This window comes from Clostridium tertium (assembly GCF_902652255.1).
Taxonomy (GTDB): domain Bacteria; phylum Bacillota; class Clostridia; order Clostridiales; family Clostridiaceae; genus Clostridium; species Clostridium tertium_A.
In genome coordinates, this window is record NZ_CACRTO010000005.1 from 199,168 (window position 1) to 217,824 (window position 18,657).

Annotated in this window: 19 protein-coding genes and 1 riboswitch; of the genes, 6 read left to right on the plus strand and 13 right to left on the minus strand. The window is 26.9% G+C overall.

Annotation, left to right across the window (positions count from 1 at the left end):
• Positions 1-45: 45 nt before the first annotated feature.
• The 7 genes from GPX08_RS00850 to GPX08_RS00880 form a co-directional block, all read right to left on the minus strand.
• On the minus strand, positions 46-1,269 hold the full coding sequence (locus tag GPX08_RS00850) for an aminoacetone oxidase family FAD-binding enzyme (RefSeq protein ID WP_156624459.1): 1,224 nt from the start codon (positions 1,267-1,269) through the stop codon (positions 46-48).
• 358 nt (positions 1,270-1,627) lie between these two features.
• Positions 1,628-2,524 (minus strand): SIS domain-containing protein, encoded by an 897-nt coding sequence (locus GPX08_RS00855; RefSeq protein WP_156624461.1) that lies wholly within the window; start codon positions 2,522-2,524, stop codon positions 1,628-1,630.
• A 136-nt stretch (positions 2,525-2,660) separates the two neighbouring features.
• Positions 2,661-3,203, minus strand: coding sequence for an rRNA methylase (locus tag GPX08_RS00860; protein ID WP_156624995.1), 543 nt, complete (start codon positions 3,201-3,203; stop codon positions 2,661-2,663).
• Positions 3,204-3,220: 17 nt separating this feature from the next.
• Positions 3,221-3,943, minus strand: coding sequence for a pseudouridine synthase (locus GPX08_RS00865; RefSeq protein ID WP_156624463.1), 723 nt, complete (start codon positions 3,941-3,943; stop codon positions 3,221-3,223).
• Between the two features lie 182 nt (positions 3,944-4,125).
• Positions 4,126-4,557 (minus strand): MarR family transcriptional regulator, encoded by a 432-nt coding sequence (locus GPX08_RS00870; protein ID WP_156624465.1) that lies wholly within the window; start codon positions 4,555-4,557, stop codon positions 4,126-4,128.
• 423 nt (positions 4,558-4,980) lie between these two features.
• Positions 4,981-6,129: an aminotransferase class I/II-fold pyridoxal phosphate-dependent enzyme gene (locus tag GPX08_RS00875; protein ID WP_156624467.1), complete on the minus strand. Its 1,149-nt coding sequence runs from the start codon at positions 6,127-6,129 to the stop codon at positions 4,981-4,983.
• A 1-nt stretch (position 6,130) separates the two neighbouring features.
• Entirely contained in the window at positions 6,131-7,282 is a 1,152-nt protein-coding gene (locus tag GPX08_RS00880) for an aminotransferase class I/II-fold pyridoxal phosphate-dependent enzyme (RefSeq protein ID WP_156624469.1), read from the minus strand.
• A gap of 86 nt (positions 7,283-7,368) precedes the next feature.
• Positions 7,369-7,475, minus strand: a riboswitch (SAM riboswitch).
• 250 nt (positions 7,476-7,725) lie between these two features.
• Between GPX08_RS00880 and GPX08_RS00885 the strand changes: the two genes are divergently transcribed.
• On the plus strand, positions 7,726-9,546 hold the full coding sequence (locus GPX08_RS00885) for a sulfatase-like hydrolase/transferase (protein ID WP_156624471.1): 1,821 nt from the start codon (positions 7,726-7,728) through the stop codon (positions 9,544-9,546).
• Positions 9,547-9,729: 183 nt separating this feature from the next.
• Here GPX08_RS00885 and GPX08_RS00890 read toward each other — a convergent pair whose 3' ends face one another.
• Complete coding sequence (locus GPX08_RS00890) at positions 9,730-10,458, minus strand: hypothetical protein (RefSeq protein ID WP_156624473.1); 729 nt, start codon at positions 10,456-10,458, stop codon at positions 9,730-9,732.
• A 217-nt stretch (positions 10,459-10,675) separates the two neighbouring features.
• Here GPX08_RS00890 and GPX08_RS00895 point away from each other — a divergent pair, with 217 nt between their 5' ends.
• Positions 10,676-11,059 carry a PTS beta-glucoside transporter subunit IIB gene (locus GPX08_RS00895; protein WP_156624475.1) on the plus strand — a complete coding sequence of 128 codons (384 nt, stop codon included), beginning with the start codon at positions 10,676-10,678 and terminating at the stop codon, positions 11,057-11,059.
• Positions 11,060-11,148: 89 nt separating this feature from the next.
• Here GPX08_RS00895 and GPX08_RS00900 read toward each other — a convergent pair whose 3' ends face one another.
• From GPX08_RS00900 to GPX08_RS00915, 4 genes are all read right to left on the minus strand, one after another.
• Positions 11,149-11,928 carry a nitroreductase gene (locus GPX08_RS00900; protein ID WP_156624476.1) on the minus strand — a complete coding sequence of 260 codons (780 nt, stop codon included), beginning with the start codon at positions 11,926-11,928 and terminating at the stop codon, positions 11,149-11,151.
• A gap of 17 nt (positions 11,929-11,945) precedes the next feature.
• The gene (locus GPX08_RS00905) at positions 11,946-12,293 is read right to left on the minus strand and encodes a hypothetical protein (protein ID WP_156624478.1); all 348 of its coding nucleotides are present in this window, start codon (positions 12,291-12,293) and stop codon (positions 11,946-11,948) included.
• A 62-nt stretch (positions 12,294-12,355) separates the two neighbouring features.
• Positions 12,356-13,861, minus strand: coding sequence for a carboxypeptidase M32 (locus tag GPX08_RS00910; RefSeq protein ID WP_156624480.1), 1,506 nt, complete (start codon positions 13,859-13,861; stop codon positions 12,356-12,358).
• A 159-nt stretch (positions 13,862-14,020) separates the two neighbouring features.
• Positions 14,021-14,641, minus strand: coding sequence for a hypothetical protein (locus GPX08_RS00915; protein ID WP_156624482.1), 621 nt, complete (start codon positions 14,639-14,641; stop codon positions 14,021-14,023).
• A 377-nt stretch (positions 14,642-15,018) separates the two neighbouring features.
• Between GPX08_RS00915 and GPX08_RS00920 the strand changes: the two genes are divergently transcribed.
• Positions 15,019-16,323, plus strand: a complete 1,305-nt coding sequence (locus tag GPX08_RS00920; protein WP_156624484.1) for a histidine--tRNA ligase — start codon at positions 15,019-15,021, stop codon at positions 16,321-16,323.
• A gap of 140 nt (positions 16,324-16,463) precedes the next feature.
• Positions 16,464-17,051 carry a hypothetical protein gene (locus GPX08_RS00925; RefSeq protein WP_156624486.1) on the plus strand — a complete coding sequence of 196 codons (588 nt, stop codon included), beginning with the start codon at positions 16,464-16,466 and terminating at the stop codon, positions 17,049-17,051.
• Between the two features lie 86 nt (positions 17,052-17,137).
• Here GPX08_RS00925 and GPX08_RS00930 read toward each other — a convergent pair whose 3' ends face one another.
• Positions 17,138-17,341 (minus strand): DUF1657 domain-containing protein, encoded by a 204-nt coding sequence (locus GPX08_RS00930; protein WP_136005109.1) that lies wholly within the window; start codon positions 17,339-17,341, stop codon positions 17,138-17,140.
• A 235-nt stretch (positions 17,342-17,576) separates the two neighbouring features.
• Here GPX08_RS00930 and GPX08_RS00935 point away from each other — a divergent pair, with 235 nt between their 5' ends.
• Together GPX08_RS00935 and GPX08_RS00940 are read left to right on the plus strand one after the other, a co-directional pair.
• A complete protein-coding gene (locus GPX08_RS00935; protein ID WP_156624488.1) occupies positions 17,577-17,783 on the plus strand; it encodes a DUF1657 domain-containing protein in 207 nt (68 codons plus the stop codon).
• Between the two features lie 12 nt (positions 17,784-17,795).
• Positions 17,796-18,656 (plus strand): DUF421 domain-containing protein, encoded by an 861-nt coding sequence (locus tag GPX08_RS00940; protein ID WP_156624490.1) that lies wholly within the window; start codon positions 17,796-17,798, stop codon positions 18,654-18,656.
• Position 18,657 lies beyond the last annotated feature (1 nt).

Sequence of the window (18,657 nt, forward strand, 5' to 3'; positions counted from 1 at the left end):
TTTCATATAAATTATAATATTATTATTAATTATTAACAAGTAATTTTAAATATTACTTCCTGCTAAATAACCTGTAGATAACGCAATTTGTACATTATACCCTCCTGTATAGGCATCTACATCAATAACTTCTCCTGCAAAAGAAAGGTTATTGATTAACTTTGATTTCATTGTAGAAGAATCTATTTCCAATGTATCTACTCCACCTGAAGTTACTATTGCTTCCTCTATTGGTCTTAATTTTCTTAGTTTTAATTTAATACCTTTAATTAAATTAACTAATGCTTTTCTCTCTTCTTTAGTGATTTCATTAACTTTTTTATTTTCGTTAATATTAGATAAATTTATTATTATCGGAATAAGTTTTTTAGGAAATAAGTCATCTAAAGAGTTTTTAAATTCTTTATTAATATATTTCTTAAAATCCTTTTGAACTCTTAAATCTAATTCTTCAAAAGTTAAAGCTGGTTTTAAATCTAGAAGTATATGATATCTTGAATTATCATCAACAAATCTAGATGCTTTTAGGCTTATAGGACCAGAAATACCATAGCTAGTAAATAATATTTCTCCTTGATCTTTATATAAAGGCTTTTTCTTATCCTCTTCATATAATGAAATCCCTATATTTCTAAGAGTTAGTCCCATGACTTCTTTAATCCAATTATTCTCTAATTCAATAGGAACTAATGATCCTTTAAGATTAGTAATATTATGTCCAATTTTTTTAGAAAACTTTAATCCATCTCCAGTAGAACCTGTTAAAGGATATGATACTCCCCCAGTAGCAATTATATAATTATCTGCAGATAAAATATATTTATTATTTATTTTAACACCTTCTATATTTAGATTGTTATAAATAATATCAGTAACTTTTGAGTTTAATTTAATATCTACGTTATTATTATTTAATTCTTTTAAAAGTCCCTTAATTATATCAGAAGATTTATCAGAGTTTGGGAAAACCCTACCTCCTCTTTCAGATTTAAGCCTTATTCCTTGTGATTCAAAAAAATTTATAGTATCTTCATTAGTATAAGAGTATAATGCACTATATAAAAAATGAGGATTACCTGGTATATAATCAAAGAATTCTGAAATATCTTTGCTATTAGTTACGTTACATCGTCCTTTACCAGTAATAAAAAGCTTTTTACCAACTTTATCATTTCCTTCAAGTAAAATAACTTTATTTCCACTTTTAGCTGCTGTAATAGCTGCCATCATTCCTGCTGGTCCTGCTCCTATTACTATTACTTTTTTCATATTAATCCTCCAATGCATTATTTTTTCTTAAATTAATATATCATTTAAAGTCTCTAATTACAACTTTTATTATACAAAAATAAGCTCTAAATAATATAAGTAAAATCTCCTTTATAAAAACAAAGTGAAGTAACTTATATTAATTAAAAGCTAGTAATTTATTATAATACCTGTGTATTACGATATAAACTATAAATAGTATAATTTTAAAAACATATAAATATGTATTTACGTATAAAAATAGATGTATCAAACTATTAATTAAATATTGATACATCTATTTATTAAATACTTTTATGTAAAATTAAAATTTCTTTATCTTATACACAAGCTATAACTAAGAAATATTATTCACTTACTAATCTTCTCCAACATTTCTATTATTATAAGAATATACATTGTATTCTTTCCAAATTGATTCAAGACTATTAAATGTATTTGCTATGCTTTGTTTTTCTCTCATTCCTACTGCAATTATTAATGCATTAATAACTGATAAAGGTGCAACTAAAGAATCAACAAAGGAAGCCATATTACTATGGGCAATTAATGAGTAATCAGCCTTTGATGCAAGTGGTGATAAAAGACTATCAGTAATTGCTACTACATCAGCTCCTCTATCTTGCGCAAAAGCTAATGCATCAATAGTTCTTGAAGCATATCTTGGAAATCCAATTCCTATAACAAGATCTCCTTCTTCAAGATTTATCATTTGCTCGAAGATATCAGAAATTCCATAACCAACTGTTTTAACATTTTGTAATATTATGTTTAAATAAAATCCTAAAAATTCTGCCAATGCTGTTGAGCTTCTAAGTCCAATTATATATATTCTTTTTGCTTCAAATATCTTATTAACAACATCTTCAAAGGTATTATAATTAATCTTTTCTAGGGTAGCTCTTATATTCTCTATATCAGCTTTAAGAACTCCTTTAAGTGCATATCCTTCACTTACATAATCATTTGATAATTCTAATCTTTGAACTGTTGTAAGTTTATTTTTAATTAATTCTTGAAGTGCTTTTTGAAGCTTTGGGTATCCAGAAAAGCCAAGTTCATTTGCAAATCTTACTACAGTAGATTCTGAAACTCCAACTGATACACCAAGCTTAGCTGCAGTCATAAAAGCTGCTTTATCATAGCTTTTTAAAATATACTCAGCAATTAATTTTTGTCCTTTGCTCAATCTTGGGAATTTTGATTGTATTATTCGCATTAAATCTTTTGAGTTATCATTAAGATTGTTATCCATTCATATCCCTTCTTTTCACTTAAACTTAACAACTTATACTATTATACTATCATTTATTGAATAAACCATCAATAATTATTTCATTTTTATATAAAAAATGAATAAAAACTTGTATCATATTTATAGGTTGTCAATTTTATTTTTTCTCTACAATTACTAGCATAGGTGAGATTTCTTGCCTGTTTAAATAGGATTGAACCATAACTCCATATTTGTTTTTAGGGAGATTTTTTAAATACTTTAAAATGCAAGTTTCTTCTATTTTACCTTCATTATGACCTCTATAAATGCAAATAGTCATTATTCCTCCACTGTTTAATAATTCAAGTCCTATTCTTATACTTTCAAGAGATGTTGTATGCTCAGTAGTTATATTTTTATCTCCACCAGGTAGAAATCCTAAGTTATACATTATACAATCTACATTTGAGTTAACATATTTATCAAATAAATGATGTGAGTCATTAATTACCTCAACATTCTCTACATTTTTCTCTCTATAACATATACATGGTTCCTCTTGAATATCAAAAGCGTATACTTTCGAAAAATTCTTAGATAAAAAATCCGCATCGTACCCATTACCTAGAGTAGCATCAATTGCTACATCTTTATTTAATACATAGTTTTTTATTATGTCATGTGATAAATCACTTATATTTCCAACATATCTATACATAATTACCTCAAAATTTTCTATAAAGAATTTATATAATTGATTTCTTCTTCTCTTAGATTTCTCCATTCACCCTTTTTTAGATATCCAAGCTTAATATTACCTACTTCAACTCTTTTTAGAGACAATACTTCATGACCTAATGCTTCACACATTCTTCTTATTTGTCTATTCTTACCTTCATGAATTATTATTTCTACTACCGAGTTAGTAGATTTACTTTTCTTTTCTATATCTAATAAAGTAATTTTAGCATCGGCAGTAATATATCCACCTATATCTATTCCACTTTCAAACCTCTTAAGTTCCTCTTCAGTAAATTCACCTTTACAAGTGGCAATATATTTTTTCCCAACCTTAACTCTTGGATGAATTATTTTATTATATATCTCTCCATCATTTGTAAGTAATATCAATCCTGAACTATCATAATCTAGTCTACCTATAGGATAAATTCTTTCTTCAACTTTAACTATATCTAATATAGTTTTTCTTCCTTTTTCATCTTTAACTGAAGTTATATATCCTTCTGGTTTATTAAGCATTATATACAGTTTCTTTTCTTCAGGCTTTATTATATTACCTTTATATGTTACGACGTCTTTTTCTGGATTTATTTTAACACCAAGCTCAGTAACTAAATTATTATTTACTTTTACTTCTCCGCTTTGTATTATTTCTTCACATTTTCTTCTAGATGCAACTCCACATCTAGCCATATATTTTTGTAATCTTTCTTCCATATATCTCACTCCGTACCTTTAATAAACAATTAATATAGTACTCTAGTATGTATTTTTCTGCAATATCAATTTCTATATTAATTATAATTTATGTATTCTCAAGAATATAAATACTAATTCAAAATAAAAGTAGCTGTACCAATATTGATTAATAAATACTGGTACAGCTCAAAATTCAATTACTATGTTAAACTAAATAACAATTCATCTATTCCTTCTTTAATTTTCTTTATCTTCTCTTCTTTAAACTTCATATTACATAGAACTTTTTGTGGAACATCTTTTGATTTTTCTTGTAGACCTCTACCTTTATCAGTTAATTCAGCAAAAACTACCCTATCATCTTCCTTTGATCTATATTTTTCTATAAGCTCCATAGATTCAAGTTTTTTAAGAAGAGGTGTTAATGTTCCTGAATCTAAATGTAATCTAGAACCAAGATGCTTCACTGTAGCTTTATTTTCTTCCCATAATACAAGCATTACTAGATATTGAGTATATGTTAGATTTAACTCATCTAATATTGGCTTATATAATTTAATTATTTCTCTAGATACAGCATAAAGAGAAAAACAAATTTGATTATCTAACTTCAAATTATCATACCCTGACATTTTATCACCTACATAATGTATTCACTAAATTTAATTTTATACAATTAATTTATTAACCTTAATATTATATCTTTTAACTTTTATTGTCAATGTTTATATATAAATAAATTAATTTTCATATTAAATAGTGATAGCTCACCACAAAGCTCAATTGCTATAGAACCATGGAAAGAACAACAAAATATCTAATATATAATTCTAGTTACTTAACTGTGCTATAGGGGAATATTAAGAAGAGGCTCCAACTGAATTATTAGTTGATATTAGTATTCTTTATACAGACATTTTTAATTAATATTGCTTGTTAGCTTTCTTCCATCGAAATAAAGAATCTCAAATGAAAAAAGAAGAGAATTTGATTATATAATAAAATTCATAAATAAAAATTAAGGACTGACATCAATCAGCCCTTATATTATTAATTTAATTACTATAGTTGTTTAGAAATCCCTTTTTGAATCCTTCAATAATATCTTCAATATCTTCTATACCTAAAGAAACTCTAATTAATGTGTCAGTAATACCAAGTCTTTGTCTTTCTTCTCTAGGAATAGCTGCATGACTCATTTTAACTGGATATGATACTATAGTTTCTACAGCTCCTAAACTTACAGCCACTACTACATTTTCAACATTATTTAAAAAATACTTAGTTTGCTCTATATTTTTAAATTTAAAGGATAAAACAGCACCTGGCCCAAAGGATTGCTTTTTATGAATTTCATAATCTTGATGTGATTCAATACCAGGATAATATACTTCTTCTACTAAATCTTGTTCTAAAAGCCACTTTGAAAGCTCTAAAGCATTTTTTTGAGATTGATTCATCCTTACTTTTAATGTTTTTAGACCTCTAGATACTAAGTAGCAATCTTGAGGTGATAAAATAGCACCAAAACCATTTTGGATTCTATATATTTCATCAGATAATACCCTATTATTAGTAACTGCAAATCCTGCTATTACATCACTATGTCCTCCAATAAATTTAGTAGCACTATGAACAACTATATCTATTCCTAATTCTAAAGGCCTTTGAAGATATGGAGACATAAAAGTATTATCTACGATAGTAACTAAGTCATACTTCTTAGCTAAATCTACTGCTTCCTTTAAATCAGTTATCTTTAATAAAGGGTTAGATGGAGTTTCAAGATAAATTGCCTTTGTATTCTCTTTAATAGCTTTTTCTATATTTTCAATTTTACTTGCATCAACAAAGGTAAATTCAATATTAAACCTATTAAAAAGCTTAGTAACTGCTCTATATGTTCCACCATATACATCTTCAGCTACCACTAAATGATCTCCAGCAGAAAATGTGCTTATTACTGAAGAAATAGCTGCAATTCCAGATGAAAATGCATAAGCAAATTTACCACCTTCAAGACTAGCAAACTCTTCTTCTAATGAATTTCTAGTTGGATTTCCAGATCTCGCATAGTCATATTCACCAAAGTTGTCTATATCAAATTGATGGAAGGTAGAACTTTGATAAATAGGTAATGTAACTGATCCTGTATTTTTATCTATAGTTTTTTCACTGTGTAATAACTTTGTTCCAAATCTCATATTAATCCCCCAATACTGACTTTAAATCATCTAATAAATCATTTATATTTTCTATTCCAACTGATAATCTTAATAATTTTTCATCTACTCCAAGTCTTTCCTTAAGCTCATTAGGCATATCAATATGAGTTTGAGTATATGGATAAGTAATTAGAGTTTCAACTCCACCAAGACTTTCTGCAAAAGAAATAACTTCTAATTTTTTTAGTAGCTTAGCAACTAATGAAGTCTTCTTCACTTTAAATGAAATCATTAATCCATAACCAGTAGATTGTACTATATTTACATCATAACCTTCATGGTCTTCAAGCCCAACATAATATACTTTTTCTATATTTTCATTTCTTTTTAAATAATTTGCAATAATAATAGCATTTTCTTGTGATTTATCTAGTCTTATAGATAAAGTTTTTAATCCTCTTAAAAGTAACCAAGAATCAAAAGCTGATAAAGTTGCACCTGTTGAATTTTGAACTACCCTTAATCTACTTATAATATCCTTATTATTTGCTATTAAGAAACCAGATAAGACATCATTGTGACCCCCTAAAAACTTTGTGCCACTATGAATTACTATATCTGCTCCTAATAATAAAGGTTTTTGAAAGTATGGAGTTAAAAAGGTATTATCAACTATTAAAGTCAGTTTATACTTTTTACAAAGATAGCTTATATCAGAAATATCACTTACTCTCATTAATGGATTAGAAGGAGTCTCTATAAATATGGCCTTAGTATCGCTAGTAACAGCTTCTTTAATTTTATCTATACTAGTCGTATCTACAAAGGTAGATTTTATACCAAATACATTATAAATATCATTAAATAATCTAAAAGTACCACCATAAAGATCCTCTGAAACTATAATGTGATCTCCAGGTTTAAATAAGTGGAAACAGGCTGTAATTGCTGCAACTCCAGTTGAGAATGCTAAAGCCTCTTTACCTTCTTCTAAAAGGCAGATTGTTTTTTCAACTTCTTCTCTGGTTGGGTTATTAGTTCTTGAATAATCATATCCAGTACTTTTATTTAATTCTGGATGTTTAAAGGTTGCACTTTGATAAATAGGATAGCTTATTGCACCAGTAACACTATCTCCACCGCTTGCCCCTCTTACAGAGATAGTTTCAAATTGTAATTTCTTTTCATTCATTTTAAATCCCCCTTTTATAAATAAAAAAGAACTCTTCCAAATAGAAAGAATTCTTAAATACAAATTTATTTAATTGTACACTAGTTTTCTTATTTTTCAGATTAACTGTAGGATTTAGCACCACACAAATAAATACATAAATGTAGGTTGCCGGGTTTCATGGGGCCAGTCCCTCCACCGCTCTTAATAAGAACTATTCAATTTTAAAACAATTATATTATATAAACAATTAAATTTCAAGTTTTTTCAAGTAATTAATTTATTACTTTTTTACATAATCTTGTTCATGCAGAATTATTTAAATATTTAATATAGATGCTTTCAATTGATTAAATTTTACTTTAGATGTATTTTTCACTTAAATTACGTAATTTTAAAAATGTAGATTATTTATTGAAACATATATATAATAAAACTTAGGATTAATTTTTGGAGGTTTCTTTATGAAGGATTTTATAAAAAAGTTTTTATTTAATAACTGGCTATATGTCGTAATGGTTTTAATAATACAAGGGAAATCCATGTTGTTATTATCTATGCTTAGAACAGAAAACTCTTCTAGCATAAATTTGGCAACTATGTATTTTGGAGTTCCTGCTATATGGGCACATTTACTAATTATAGCGTTTATATTTAGTATAATGTTTTTATTTAAATATAAAGGTAAGATAAAAGCTGCAATAATTTTAAACGTTATTATAACTTTACTTTTTATTGCAGATATATGGTATTACAGAGTAAATGGAACATTTTTATCTCTAAGACACTTACTACACCCTGAGATTTTTAATCCAATAGGGAAAAGCTTATTTAATTTTAGAGCTGTAGATTTACTGTTTTTTGTTGATTTTGTAGTGTTCTTTATACTATTTAAGTTTGATAGAATTAGAGATTTTAAAGACGAATCTAAGTTAAGTTTAAGAATAATTAAAACTATAGTAATTGCTGGATTAAGTTTAGGGATAATTTTATTTTCTCACTATATAATCGATATTAAGGGCTTAATTCCTGGACAATCCTTTTTAAGATTATCTTGGGCTCCATTCCAAAGCTTTAGTGATATGAGTCCTCTTGGATATCATGCTTATGATTTATTTTACTTTGCAAATAAAAATGTAGATTTAACTGAAGAAAATATTAATGAAGTAGAAACTTGGCTTAACAATAATAAAGAAAAATTGCCTGACAATGACTATTTTGGACAGTTAGAAGGTAAAAACTTAATAGCAATCCAAGTTGAATCTTTAGAAAACTTTGTTATTAATCAAAAGGTGTATGGTCAAGAAATTACACCAACATTAAATAAATTACTAAGTAACAGTTTATACTTTGACAATATATATGAGCAAAATAATTCTGGAACTAGTTCAGACTGTGACTTAATGGTTAATACATCTATTTTCCCTGTAAGAAGTGTAAGCACCTTCCCAACTTATCCATGGACTTCTTATAACAGCTTACAAATGTTACTTAATGATAAAGGATATAACACTATATCTACTCATGCTGAACTACCAGGTAGCTGGAACTGGGCAGAACCACATAAAGCATTTGAAGCTGATAAACTATGGGATTTATATGAATTTGAAAAAGATGAAATAATAGGACCTGGATTATCAGATGAATCATATTTAAGACAGATATCTGAAAAATTAAAGACTGAATCAGAACCTTATTATACGTTTATTGCAACATTAACTAGTCATGGACCTTTTGAAATGCCTGATGATAAGAAACTTTTAGACTTACCTAAGGAACTCGATGAAAACATGTTAGGTGGTTACTTCCAAAGTATAAGATATACAGATGAAGCAATAAAGTTATTCTTAGAGGAATTAGATAAGAATGGGCAATTAGATAATACAGTTGTAATGATTTATGGTGATCATGGTGGTGTTCACAAATTCTATGAAGATCAAATAAAGGATGCACCACTAAATGAGACTTGGTGGCAAGAAAATACTAAGGAAATACCTTTTATAATATATAACAAAGATATAAAAGGACAAACTATTTCTAAAGTTGGTGGTCAAACTGACTTCTTACCTACTATTTCATATCTTTTAGGAGTTGAAAGAAAAGATTTTGAAAATACTTCTATGGGAAGAGTTTTAGTAAACACTGATAGAGATGCAGTTATATTAAATGATGGGGAAATAAAAGGAACTCCAAAAGATATAAATGAAGAACAACATCTTAAAGATACATTTAAAATTGCAGATTATATAATTGAGGGAGACTACTTTAAAGTTATAAATAAATAAAACATTTATGCTATCAGCCATGTAAAATTCAGAATGGATAATGAATAATTAATGAAATAATTCACTTGTGAGTTTTCAAAAACTAAGTTTGTTTAGTAAATTGGCACAAATTATATCAATATTTATTCACTTCATTAGTGATTATTAATGGGGCTGTCTTATAGACAGCCCCATTATTATGTATTATCTTTTAAATTTTATGTAAGAAATTATAATAGTTAAGAAACACCCTAAATAAATAGCAATTGGTAAAATACCTATACCACTATTATCCTTATTAGCCGATAAACTTTCATTTGTATTATTCTTTTTAGTAGTTAATACCTTCTCATTATTTGCTATGTCATAATCTTGCTTATTATCATCTTCAAGGGCTATTTCCTCTTCAGCATTATTATCTTCTAACTTAGATTCTATTGAATTTTTAAAGTTATTTATTACTTCAGTATTATTTATATTGGAGAATACCTCAAGGGTCAGTACATCTGTATTGCTTTTAATTGCTTCAAAGTAAGATTTTATTCCACTAATATTTCCTTTAAATATAGGATTTTTAGTAGATTTTTCTTTTAAGGTAAAATCTCCATTTTTAAAGCTGAAGTCTATATCTAATCTTAGACCTTCAGCCATAGCAGTAACATTTTTATATATTCTTAAAAGTTCACTAATCTTATAGTCTTTGATATTTTCTTTTCCTTTTACATCATCAGTAATTTCCCTACCCTTATCTACTACCTCATCAATTTCTTCTTTACTTATATCTAAATCGTTAATATATTCAATTAAATTATCTATACTTAAATTATTCTCTAAAAAATTTGTAAAAGTACTTGCTGAGGCACGTATTTTATCACTAACTAAAATAATAGCTATAACGAAAATTACTATTAAAACTTTTTTGCTGTTTTTCATTTAGTCACCCCTTTACATAAAGAGTATTCCCATTTTATCTAAAATATAATCATTTATAGTTAAATTTCCAATAACTAAAGTAAAATAATTCCATTATTTCCCAGAAAATAATTATAGTATTCCTTAAGTTTTTCATCTATCCAATAAACATATATTTACTATAATGTTCAAATTATATATTATTAATATAATATATATTTTAAGGGGGGAATTTTGATTGTTAGTATATATATGCTGTTCAGGAGGAGCAACTTCTAGTTTGTTTTGCTCTAAAATAAAAAAATCCTCTACCGAAGATAATGTTTTAGTCGATGATATTATGACCATAATATCCAACTTTGATGAGTATGGGGATAAATTTAAATTCATACTTGCCTATGGACCTGCTGGTTTCATTAAAGAATCATCTATAAAAGACTATAATTTAGACAAAATAATTGACCTAATTTTAGTATGCCCACAAGTAAGATACTTAGTACCCTCTATTAAAAGAATTACAGAATCATATAATATCGCTTGTGATGCTTTAGATATGAAAACTTTTGGTACTATGAATGGTGAAAAAGCCTTAAAAGACATTATAGAATATGCGTCAAAATAAATATTCCAATAATATAAGTTAATGGACTTTTAACTTTTGAAGCACAATTAACTTATATTATTGGAATTTTCTAATTTATATATTATGTATTAAATTTTACCGCCATTCCATTCTTCTAAGGATAATTTTACAGATCTAGTCATTTCCTTAGAAAAATCTGATTTAACCTTCATATTATAGTGATATTGAGCATAATTATTAGCATTATATTTATTTTTAGAAACAAATAGTTGATCTCTATCCTTGAACATTTCTTTTATATCATCTTCATCTAGTTCTTTATACTTTTCTTCAAAAATGACATATTCATCATCAAATCTCTCTTTTAGAGGTATATTATAACCTTCTGGGTGATACCCTAACGTAATCATAGTAACTGGATACACATATTTAGGTAGATTTAATAGTTCTTTATGATATTCGTAATTCTCCATAATATCACCTATATAACAAGACCCTATTCCTAAACTTTCAGCAGCAATTACAGCATTCTCAGCAGCTATTAAAGCATCTTGAGTTGCAAGCATAAGACTTGCTTCAGTAGGGCCTTCAAAATTTTCACCTTTTTCAGCCATAAAGTCTTTGGTGTTATTACTTTCATAGTACTTATACCATTTACTATAATCAGCTAAAAACACTAGTAAAACAGGAGCTGTTTTAATAAAAGGTTGATTATCACAGCTTACAGAAAGCTTTTCTTTTGTTTCATTATTCTTTACTATTATTATCGAATAGCACATCATATTCCCTGCTGTTGGTGCTCTCATTGCAGATTTTAAAATCAAGTCTAAATCTTCCTTTGAAATATCTCTTTCATCATATCTCCTAAGTGATTGCCTTTTTAATATTGTACTTATTGTTTCATTCATATAAACTCCCCCAATTTTCAATTTAAACTTTTAACTATCTCCAAAGCATACTTATTTAGTAATTCTAAATCTAAGTCATATTCAAATTCCATTAGCTGACTTAAGATTACATTCCCCTCTGTTTTGTAACTTAATATCTTCCCTTTAGCTTCATTTCTAAAATCACTCCATGTCCATAGATGTGCTGATCCTTCAATAGATTTAATTTCATATATATAATTACTGGACATTAAAATATACTGAGCCAAAGGAATTTTTTTATTATTTTTATCATATATAAATTCTTTAGAATAAGTCTTAATTAACTCTTTCTTCTCTTTATCTAAATTTGAGTATTTAATATATATTTCTTTATATCTTCCCATATAAAACTCCATAAAATAAATTATTAATTTAGGGCTGTCTATTACGACAGCCCCTATAAATATTATTCTACATCGTAAATTTTATAGTACTTATTCTTTAAATAATCTATAAAGTATTTAGGATTAAGCTCTTCTCCTGTAATATTCTTTATAAGCTCTCCTGGAGTATAAACAGCTCCATGAACATGTACTTTTTCATTTAACCACTTAGTTATTTCGGTAAGATTTCCATTCTTAACTTCTTCCATAACATCAGGTTTTTCTTTTAATAAAGTATTATACATTTGAGCTCCATATAGATTTCCTAAAGCATAGCTTGGGAAGTAACCAAAGGATCCATCTGACCAGTGCATATCTTGAAGAATTCCTTCCGTATCATTTTTAGGTTCTACACCTAGATATTCTTTGTACTTCTTATTCCATAAATCTTTAAGTTCATTAACAGATATCCTACCATTAATTAATTCCTTTTCTATTTCATATCTAATTATAATATGAAGTCCATAAGTTAATTCATCTGATTCTGTTCTTATTAATGATGTTTCTACATAGTTCATAGCTTCATAGAACTCATCTAAAGTAACATTTTTGAAATCTTCAAAATATTCCTTAGCTACTGGTAAAAGATAAGAACAAAATTCTTTACTTCTTCCTAAGATATTTTCATAAAATCTTGATTGTGATTCGTGAATTGCCATAGAAGCTCCTTGTTGTAATCCTGTTCCTTCTAAGTCATCACTAATATTTTGTTCATATATCCCATGACCACCTTCATGAATTGTACTGAATAAAGCTGAAGTAAATTCATCTTCATGGTAATTAGTAGTTAATCTAACATCCTTATTTCCGAAGTTAGTTGTAAATGGATGTACACTTACATCTAATCTTCCTGCTTCCTTATCAAAACCTATTTTATCTAATATATTCAAAGATAATTCTTTTTGTTTATTAGCATCAAAATGACCATATAAGAAGTCACGGTTTAATTGCTTTTTGCTTCCCTTAACTTTATTTAATACTTCTATTATTCCATCTCTTAATTCAGAGAAAATCTTATCTAACTTCTCTGTAGTAATACCTAGTTCATACTTATCTAACAAAGTATCATATTTATCATTTTTATAACCCCAGTAATTAATAAATTCCTTTTGGAATTCAACTACCTTTTCTAAGTAAGGTTTAAATATTTCAAAATCATTTGCGTCTTTAGCTTTTTCCCAAGCTAATTCTGAGTTACTACAAAGTCCTACGTACGCTACGTATTTATCTTGTGGTATTTTCTTAGTTTCATTATAGTTTCTCTCAAGTTCCTCAACCATTCTTCTATCAACTAAAGTCATTTCATTCATTGCAGGTTTTAAATCTTTTATAAACTCTCCTACTTTATCATTAGTTATCATTTTAAAAGATTCACCTGATAGATATTCTACTACCTTAGATCTTGATTCTCCTGCTTTACTTGGCATATTAGTTCTCATATCCCAATAAATCAAGCTTAACCCTTGTACTAATTTCTCATAATCATTTAAATATGATTTTAGTTCATTTAATTTATTATTTAATTCCATAGCCTTCCTCCTAATAAAAGTTTTTCTAATATAAATATACTACAAAATAGAATTAAAATTAAGTTTATTTTAATTGCTTATTATTTTACAAAAAAGGAATATGACTTAAGCCATATTCCTTTATCAAACATTTTAAATTCTATATTAGTATTACATTATCTAATTTCCTTCATTTAATGAATTATATAATGCTTCTTCATCAATATATTTATCTACATTATTATAATCGAATGAAGTAGGATCAAAATTAAATAGTATTAGATATAGATCATTTTCATTAGCAAATTTCCAGCTACTTTTTTCTTTAATAAGATTTACTTTTATTGTTCTATTACTAAGTGTACTATTTTTTACAGTATCTGTCATTATCTTCATAACAAGTTCCTCATTTTCCTCGTCTGTAGTATTAACCCCTGCTAGTACTTGTTCTACTCCAACACGAGCTATCTCAGTCATAGATGTTACTAAAGTTGCTTCAAGATCAAACCCATTAACATCTACAGAAACAACAGCCTCATCACCATTTATATCTTCAGAAGCTATTTCATATTCTAACTTTTGTGCTTGCTTGATTAATTCATTAGTAAATTCTACTTGGCCTTCACCTGCTCCAGCTGACATAGCTTCTATCATTGTAGATACTAATTTATCATCAGCATCTTTAATCTCATCTATTTTGCTTTTTACAACATCAGATGGTGAAGTACTATTACATCCATATAATACTCCAATAGATAAAACAAGCGTTAAGCAAAGTGAAATTTTCTTAAATAATTTCATAGTAATTACCCCCATAGTTTAAATCAATAATATTTTACTATATAAGTAAAATATTGTCAAAACCATTTCCATATAGCTAGAATTTTATATTTATCTTATATATTAATTAATAAGGTTTATCTCATTAAAATATTGAATATATATATTAAATGCTTTATAATTTATTTATTACATTTAGGAGGAAATATTATGAAAGCACTAATATATTTAAATACCATACATCATCATAGCTAGAGAGACTTCATCTATTTTAGATGCAAGTCTATTTTAAGTAGGCTTGCTTCTCTAGGCTATGATTAGTGCAATCATATTTGTTAGCCCTGTAGAATCTGCCTACAGGGCTTTTTGTTATATAAAATTTTTAAGGAGTGATAAATATGAAAAATATAATAATTAAACCAAGTATATTACCAGGATTTATGGAGTTATTACCACAGGAGCAAAGAATTTTCAATGATATTGTAAAGAAAATAACTAAGGTATATGAAGACAATGGATGCTTACCAATTGATACACCTATAATCGAAAAATCAGAAGTTCTTTTAGCTAAAACTGCTGGAGAAACTGAGAAGCAAGTATATTCTTTTAATAAAGGCTCTAAAAATCTATCTTTAAGATTTGATTTAACTGTTCCTTTTGCTAGATATACCGCTCAATACTTTAATGATTTAACCTTTCCATTCAAAAGATATCAAATAGGAAAAGTATATAGAGGTGAAAGAAACCAAAAAGGAAGATATAGAGAGTTTTATCAGTTCGATGTAGATATTATTGGTAAAGAAAAGTTAAGTATTAAGAATGATGCTATCGTAATAAGCTTAGCTTCAAAAGCTTTTAAATCTATAGGATTAACTAATTACAAATTTCAAATTAGTAATAGAAAGATACTTGCCGGATTACTAGAGTATTTAAACATTGAAATTACAAATGAAGTAATGATTCTAATAGATAAATTCGATAAAATAGGAAAAGAAATATTTGAAGAAGAATTATCAAAAATTCTTACTAAGGAAAAGGCTGAAATTATTAATAAAATTATTAATATAAGTGGTAATAAAAATGAAGTTTTAAATGCTTTAGAATTATTAAATATAAATAATAAAAAATTTATGATAGGTATTGAAGAATTAAATGATGTTACAAACACCCTTGAGTTATTAGGAGTTAAAGAAAATGAATATGTAATTAATCTAAAAATTATTAGAGGCCTAGATTATTATACTGGAACAGTCTTTGAAACCTTATTAGTTACTAATGAAGGTTATGGATCTATTTGCTCTGGTGGAAGATATGATAACCTAGCTGAAAACTATACAAATAATATTCTTCCTGGTGTTGGGATTTCTATTGGTTTAACAAGACTTTTCTTTATTTTAAAAGAAATTGGCTTTGTAGATAATTATGCCCTATCCCCTACTATTGAATACTTGATAATTCCAATTGCTGATGTCACTGATTATTGCTATGAAGTTTATAATAAACTTATCTCTTTAGATAAGAAAGTAGAAATATATTTTGAAGACGATAAGTTAAAAAAGAAAATGAATTATGCAAATAAGTTCTCTATACCTAATGTAATTATTATAGGTGAAGAGGAAGAGGCAAACAGAAGTATAAACTTAAAAGATATGACTACTGGACTACAAAGCTCTATTAAATTTGAAAATATAAATTATATGTAACCCTAAATTAAATATTTAATACAAATAGTTGATATGATACAAATTAACTTAAATCATTTTATACTCTTTCAATTCTCTACCTTATTTACTTTTTATGGATATAACATTACAATATTTACATAAATTAAGAGGGAGTAAAAATGCGTAAAATACTATTATCAATATCTTTAGTTATTATTCTTATGATTAGTTTAATTGGATGTAGTTCTAAAGGAGAAAGCACAGATACTAATAACGATTCTATATCTTCTGAAGAAAATTTATTCAATGTTAAAGTTACATTACCTTCAATCTTTTTTGAAACAGCAGATACAAGCACTATAGAATCAGAAGGTAAAGCTAAAGGAATACATGATGTTTTAGTTAATGAGAATGGCTCAGTAACATATACAATGAATAAAAAAACTCATAGAGCTTTATTAGATGAATTAAAGACAAACACAGATGAAATGATTTCAGATACTTTAGCTGATAAAGATACCTATTCTTCTTTTGATAAAATAGAATATAATGATGACTTAACAAAATTTAATATATATGTTGATTCATCAAAGTTTAATCCTTTTGAATCATTTTCAGCACTTACATTCTATCTATCAGGTAATATTTATCAAGCTATGAATTCAGTGGATGAATGTAACATAAAGACTATAGTTAACTTTATTGATAAGAACACTAATGAAGTTATTGAAAGTGGAGATTCTTCAAAGATAGGGAGTGCTCAATAAATTAATATAACTTTTTATAAAGGCATTATATAGATTAAAAATTTAATCTATATAATGCTTTTTTATTTATTATTTTCTTAAGAACCCTATTTATTATATTGAGGTTCTTGTTGCTTTACAAAATCAAGTCTTGATTGTAATGATTGCTCTACACCTGACATAGTATTAGCAAGTTGATTAAACATTTGTTTAGCTTCTTGATTATCTGTATCTAAAGAAAATGTCTTCATATCAGCTGCTAATCCTTTTGCACTTGCTAAAGCTGTTTCTATTTTAGTTCCTGTTGGCATAATATGTCCTCCTTAAAAATTTATTTTGCAAATATATTGTCTTACAATCCATTTTTAAATATTCCTAAATATCAAATGAAAAATATCCCTTTATTAATTTATTTCCATCTAAGATATTATATCTAGCACTTTATACTTGATTAATAATTATTTCTAATCAGTAATGAATTAAAATTATGTATTCAGGTTAAAGTAACTTAGTAAGGAATTTTATTAATATAAAGGAGATTTTTATATGACAGCTATTTCAAAGGTAAAACAAACCCTAGCTACATTAAAAGGTGCCGAAGCTACATTAGATATGTATTACCTCCAAGAACAAAATAAAGAATCTAGAAAAATATATAAGGAAGCTTCTATGGAGCTAGATAAAATAAAAGTAGATTTAGAGCAAAGAATTGGATTTATGGAGCTTGAAGAACCACAATATAAGGGCAATTAAATGAGGTGAAATATGGATACTTGGTTAATAGTTTTATTTAAATCAATAATTCTATTTTTTATAGCAATTATAATAACAAGATATATGAAGAGAAAAACATTAGCTAGAGCTACACCATTTGATTTTATTTCTTATAGTGTAGTTGCAGTTTTAATTCCACTGATTTCTTTAGGTATTATAACTAATTTCTATTTTGGAATTATAACATTAGTAATTTGGGCTATAATGCCTCTTCTGCTAGATTTCGCTTCTATGAAAAGTAAGACTGTTTATAATTTGCTACATGGAAAAGAAAGAGTTTTAATTAAAAATGGTAAAATCATGGAAGATAACTTATCTAAAGAAAGAATAACAGGACAAGAGTTTTTACAAATAATGCGTTCGAAAAATGCTTTTAATTTAGCCGATGTAGAATTTTCATTATTAGAAACTAATGGTGATATAAATGTTAGTTTAAAAGCTGATAAGAAACCTGTAACTTCATATGATTTGGGTAAGAAGGTTCCTCAAAAATCTGAACCTCAAGCTGTGATTTTAGATGGAAACATATTGAATGAAGGTCTTACTAATGCAGGATTAAACATAGGTTGGCTTAATACACAACTGGAAGCACAGGGAGTTCCTTTAGAAAGTGTTTTCCTAGGGCAAGTAGATTCTTCAGGGGATTTATACTTAGACCTTTTTGATGATATGATCCAAATTCCAAAAGCTCAAGTTAAGGAAATGCTATATGCAAGCCTTTTAAAGTGTCAATCAGATTTAATGTCCTACTCCTTAGATACTGACAATGAAGAAGCTAAAAATATGTACTCTAAAAATGCTAAAAAATTAGAGGAATTAATAAATAAATTAGAACCATATTTATTACGTTAGA

What these genes read in the sequence shown, in the direction of transcription:
- GPX08_RS00850 (WP_156624459.1), bottom strand. Translation starts at nt 1,269, where the DNA reads ATGAAAAAAGTAATAGTAATAGGAGCAGGACCAGCAGGAATGATGGCA.
- GPX08_RS00900 (WP_156624476.1), bottom strand. Translation starts at nt 11,928, where the DNA reads ATGAATGAAACAATAAGTACAATATTAAAAAGGCAATCACTTAGGAGA.
- GPX08_RS00885 (WP_156624471.1), top strand. Translation starts at nt 7,726, where the DNA reads ATGAAGGATTTTATAAAAAAGTTTTTATTTAATAACTGGCTATATGTC.
- GPX08_RS00890 (WP_156624473.1), bottom strand. Translation starts at nt 10,458, where the DNA reads ATGAAAAACAGCAAAAAAGTTTTAATAGTAATTTTCGTTATAGCTATT.
- GPX08_RS00870 (WP_156624465.1), bottom strand. Translation starts at nt 4,557, where the DNA reads ATGTCAGGGTATGATAATTTGAAGTTAGATAATCAAATTTGTTTTTCT.
- GPX08_RS00855 (WP_156624461.1), bottom strand. Translation starts at nt 2,524, where the DNA reads ATGGATAACAATCTTAATGATAACTCAAAAGATTTAATGCGAATAATA.
- GPX08_RS00865 (WP_156624463.1), bottom strand. Translation starts at nt 3,943, where the DNA reads ATGGAAGAAAGATTACAAAAATATATGGCTAGATGTGGAGTTGCATCT.
- GPX08_RS00875 (WP_156624467.1), bottom strand. Translation starts at nt 6,129, where the DNA reads ATGAGATTTGGAACAAAGTTATTACACAGTGAAAAAACTATAGATAAA.
- GPX08_RS00860 (WP_156624995.1), bottom strand. Translation starts at nt 3,203, where the DNA reads ATGTATAGATATGTTGGAAATATAAGTGATTTATCACATGACATAATA.
- GPX08_RS00935 (WP_156624488.1), top strand. Translation starts at nt 17,577, where the DNA reads ATGACAGCTATTTCAAAGGTAAAACAAACCCTAGCTACATTAAAAGGT.
- GPX08_RS00905 (WP_156624478.1), bottom strand. Translation starts at nt 12,293, where the DNA reads ATGGGAAGATATAAAGAAATATATATTAAATACTCAAATTTAGATAAA.
- GPX08_RS00925 (WP_156624486.1), top strand. Translation starts at nt 16,464, where the DNA reads ATGCGTAAAATACTATTATCAATATCTTTAGTTATTATTCTTATGATT.
- GPX08_RS00910 (WP_156624480.1), bottom strand. Translation starts at nt 13,861, where the DNA reads ATGGAATTAAATAATAAATTAAATGAACTAAAATCATATTTAAATGAT.
- GPX08_RS00915 (WP_156624482.1), bottom strand. Translation starts at nt 14,641, where the DNA reads ATGAAATTATTTAAGAAAATTTCACTTTGCTTAACGCTTGTTTTATCT.
- GPX08_RS00920 (WP_156624484.1), top strand. Translation starts at nt 15,019, where the DNA reads ATGAAAAATATAATAATTAAACCAAGTATATTACCAGGATTTATGGAG.
- GPX08_RS00930 (WP_136005109.1), bottom strand. Translation starts at nt 17,341, where the DNA reads ATGCCAACAGGAACTAAAATAGAAACAGCTTTAGCAAGTGCAAAAGGA.
- GPX08_RS00880 (WP_156624469.1), bottom strand. Translation starts at nt 7,282, where the DNA reads ATGAATGAAAAGAAATTACAATTTGAAACTATCTCTGTAAGAGGGGCA.
- GPX08_RS00940 (WP_156624490.1), top strand. Translation starts at nt 17,796, where the DNA reads ATGGATACTTGGTTAATAGTTTTATTTAAATCAATAATTCTATTTTTT.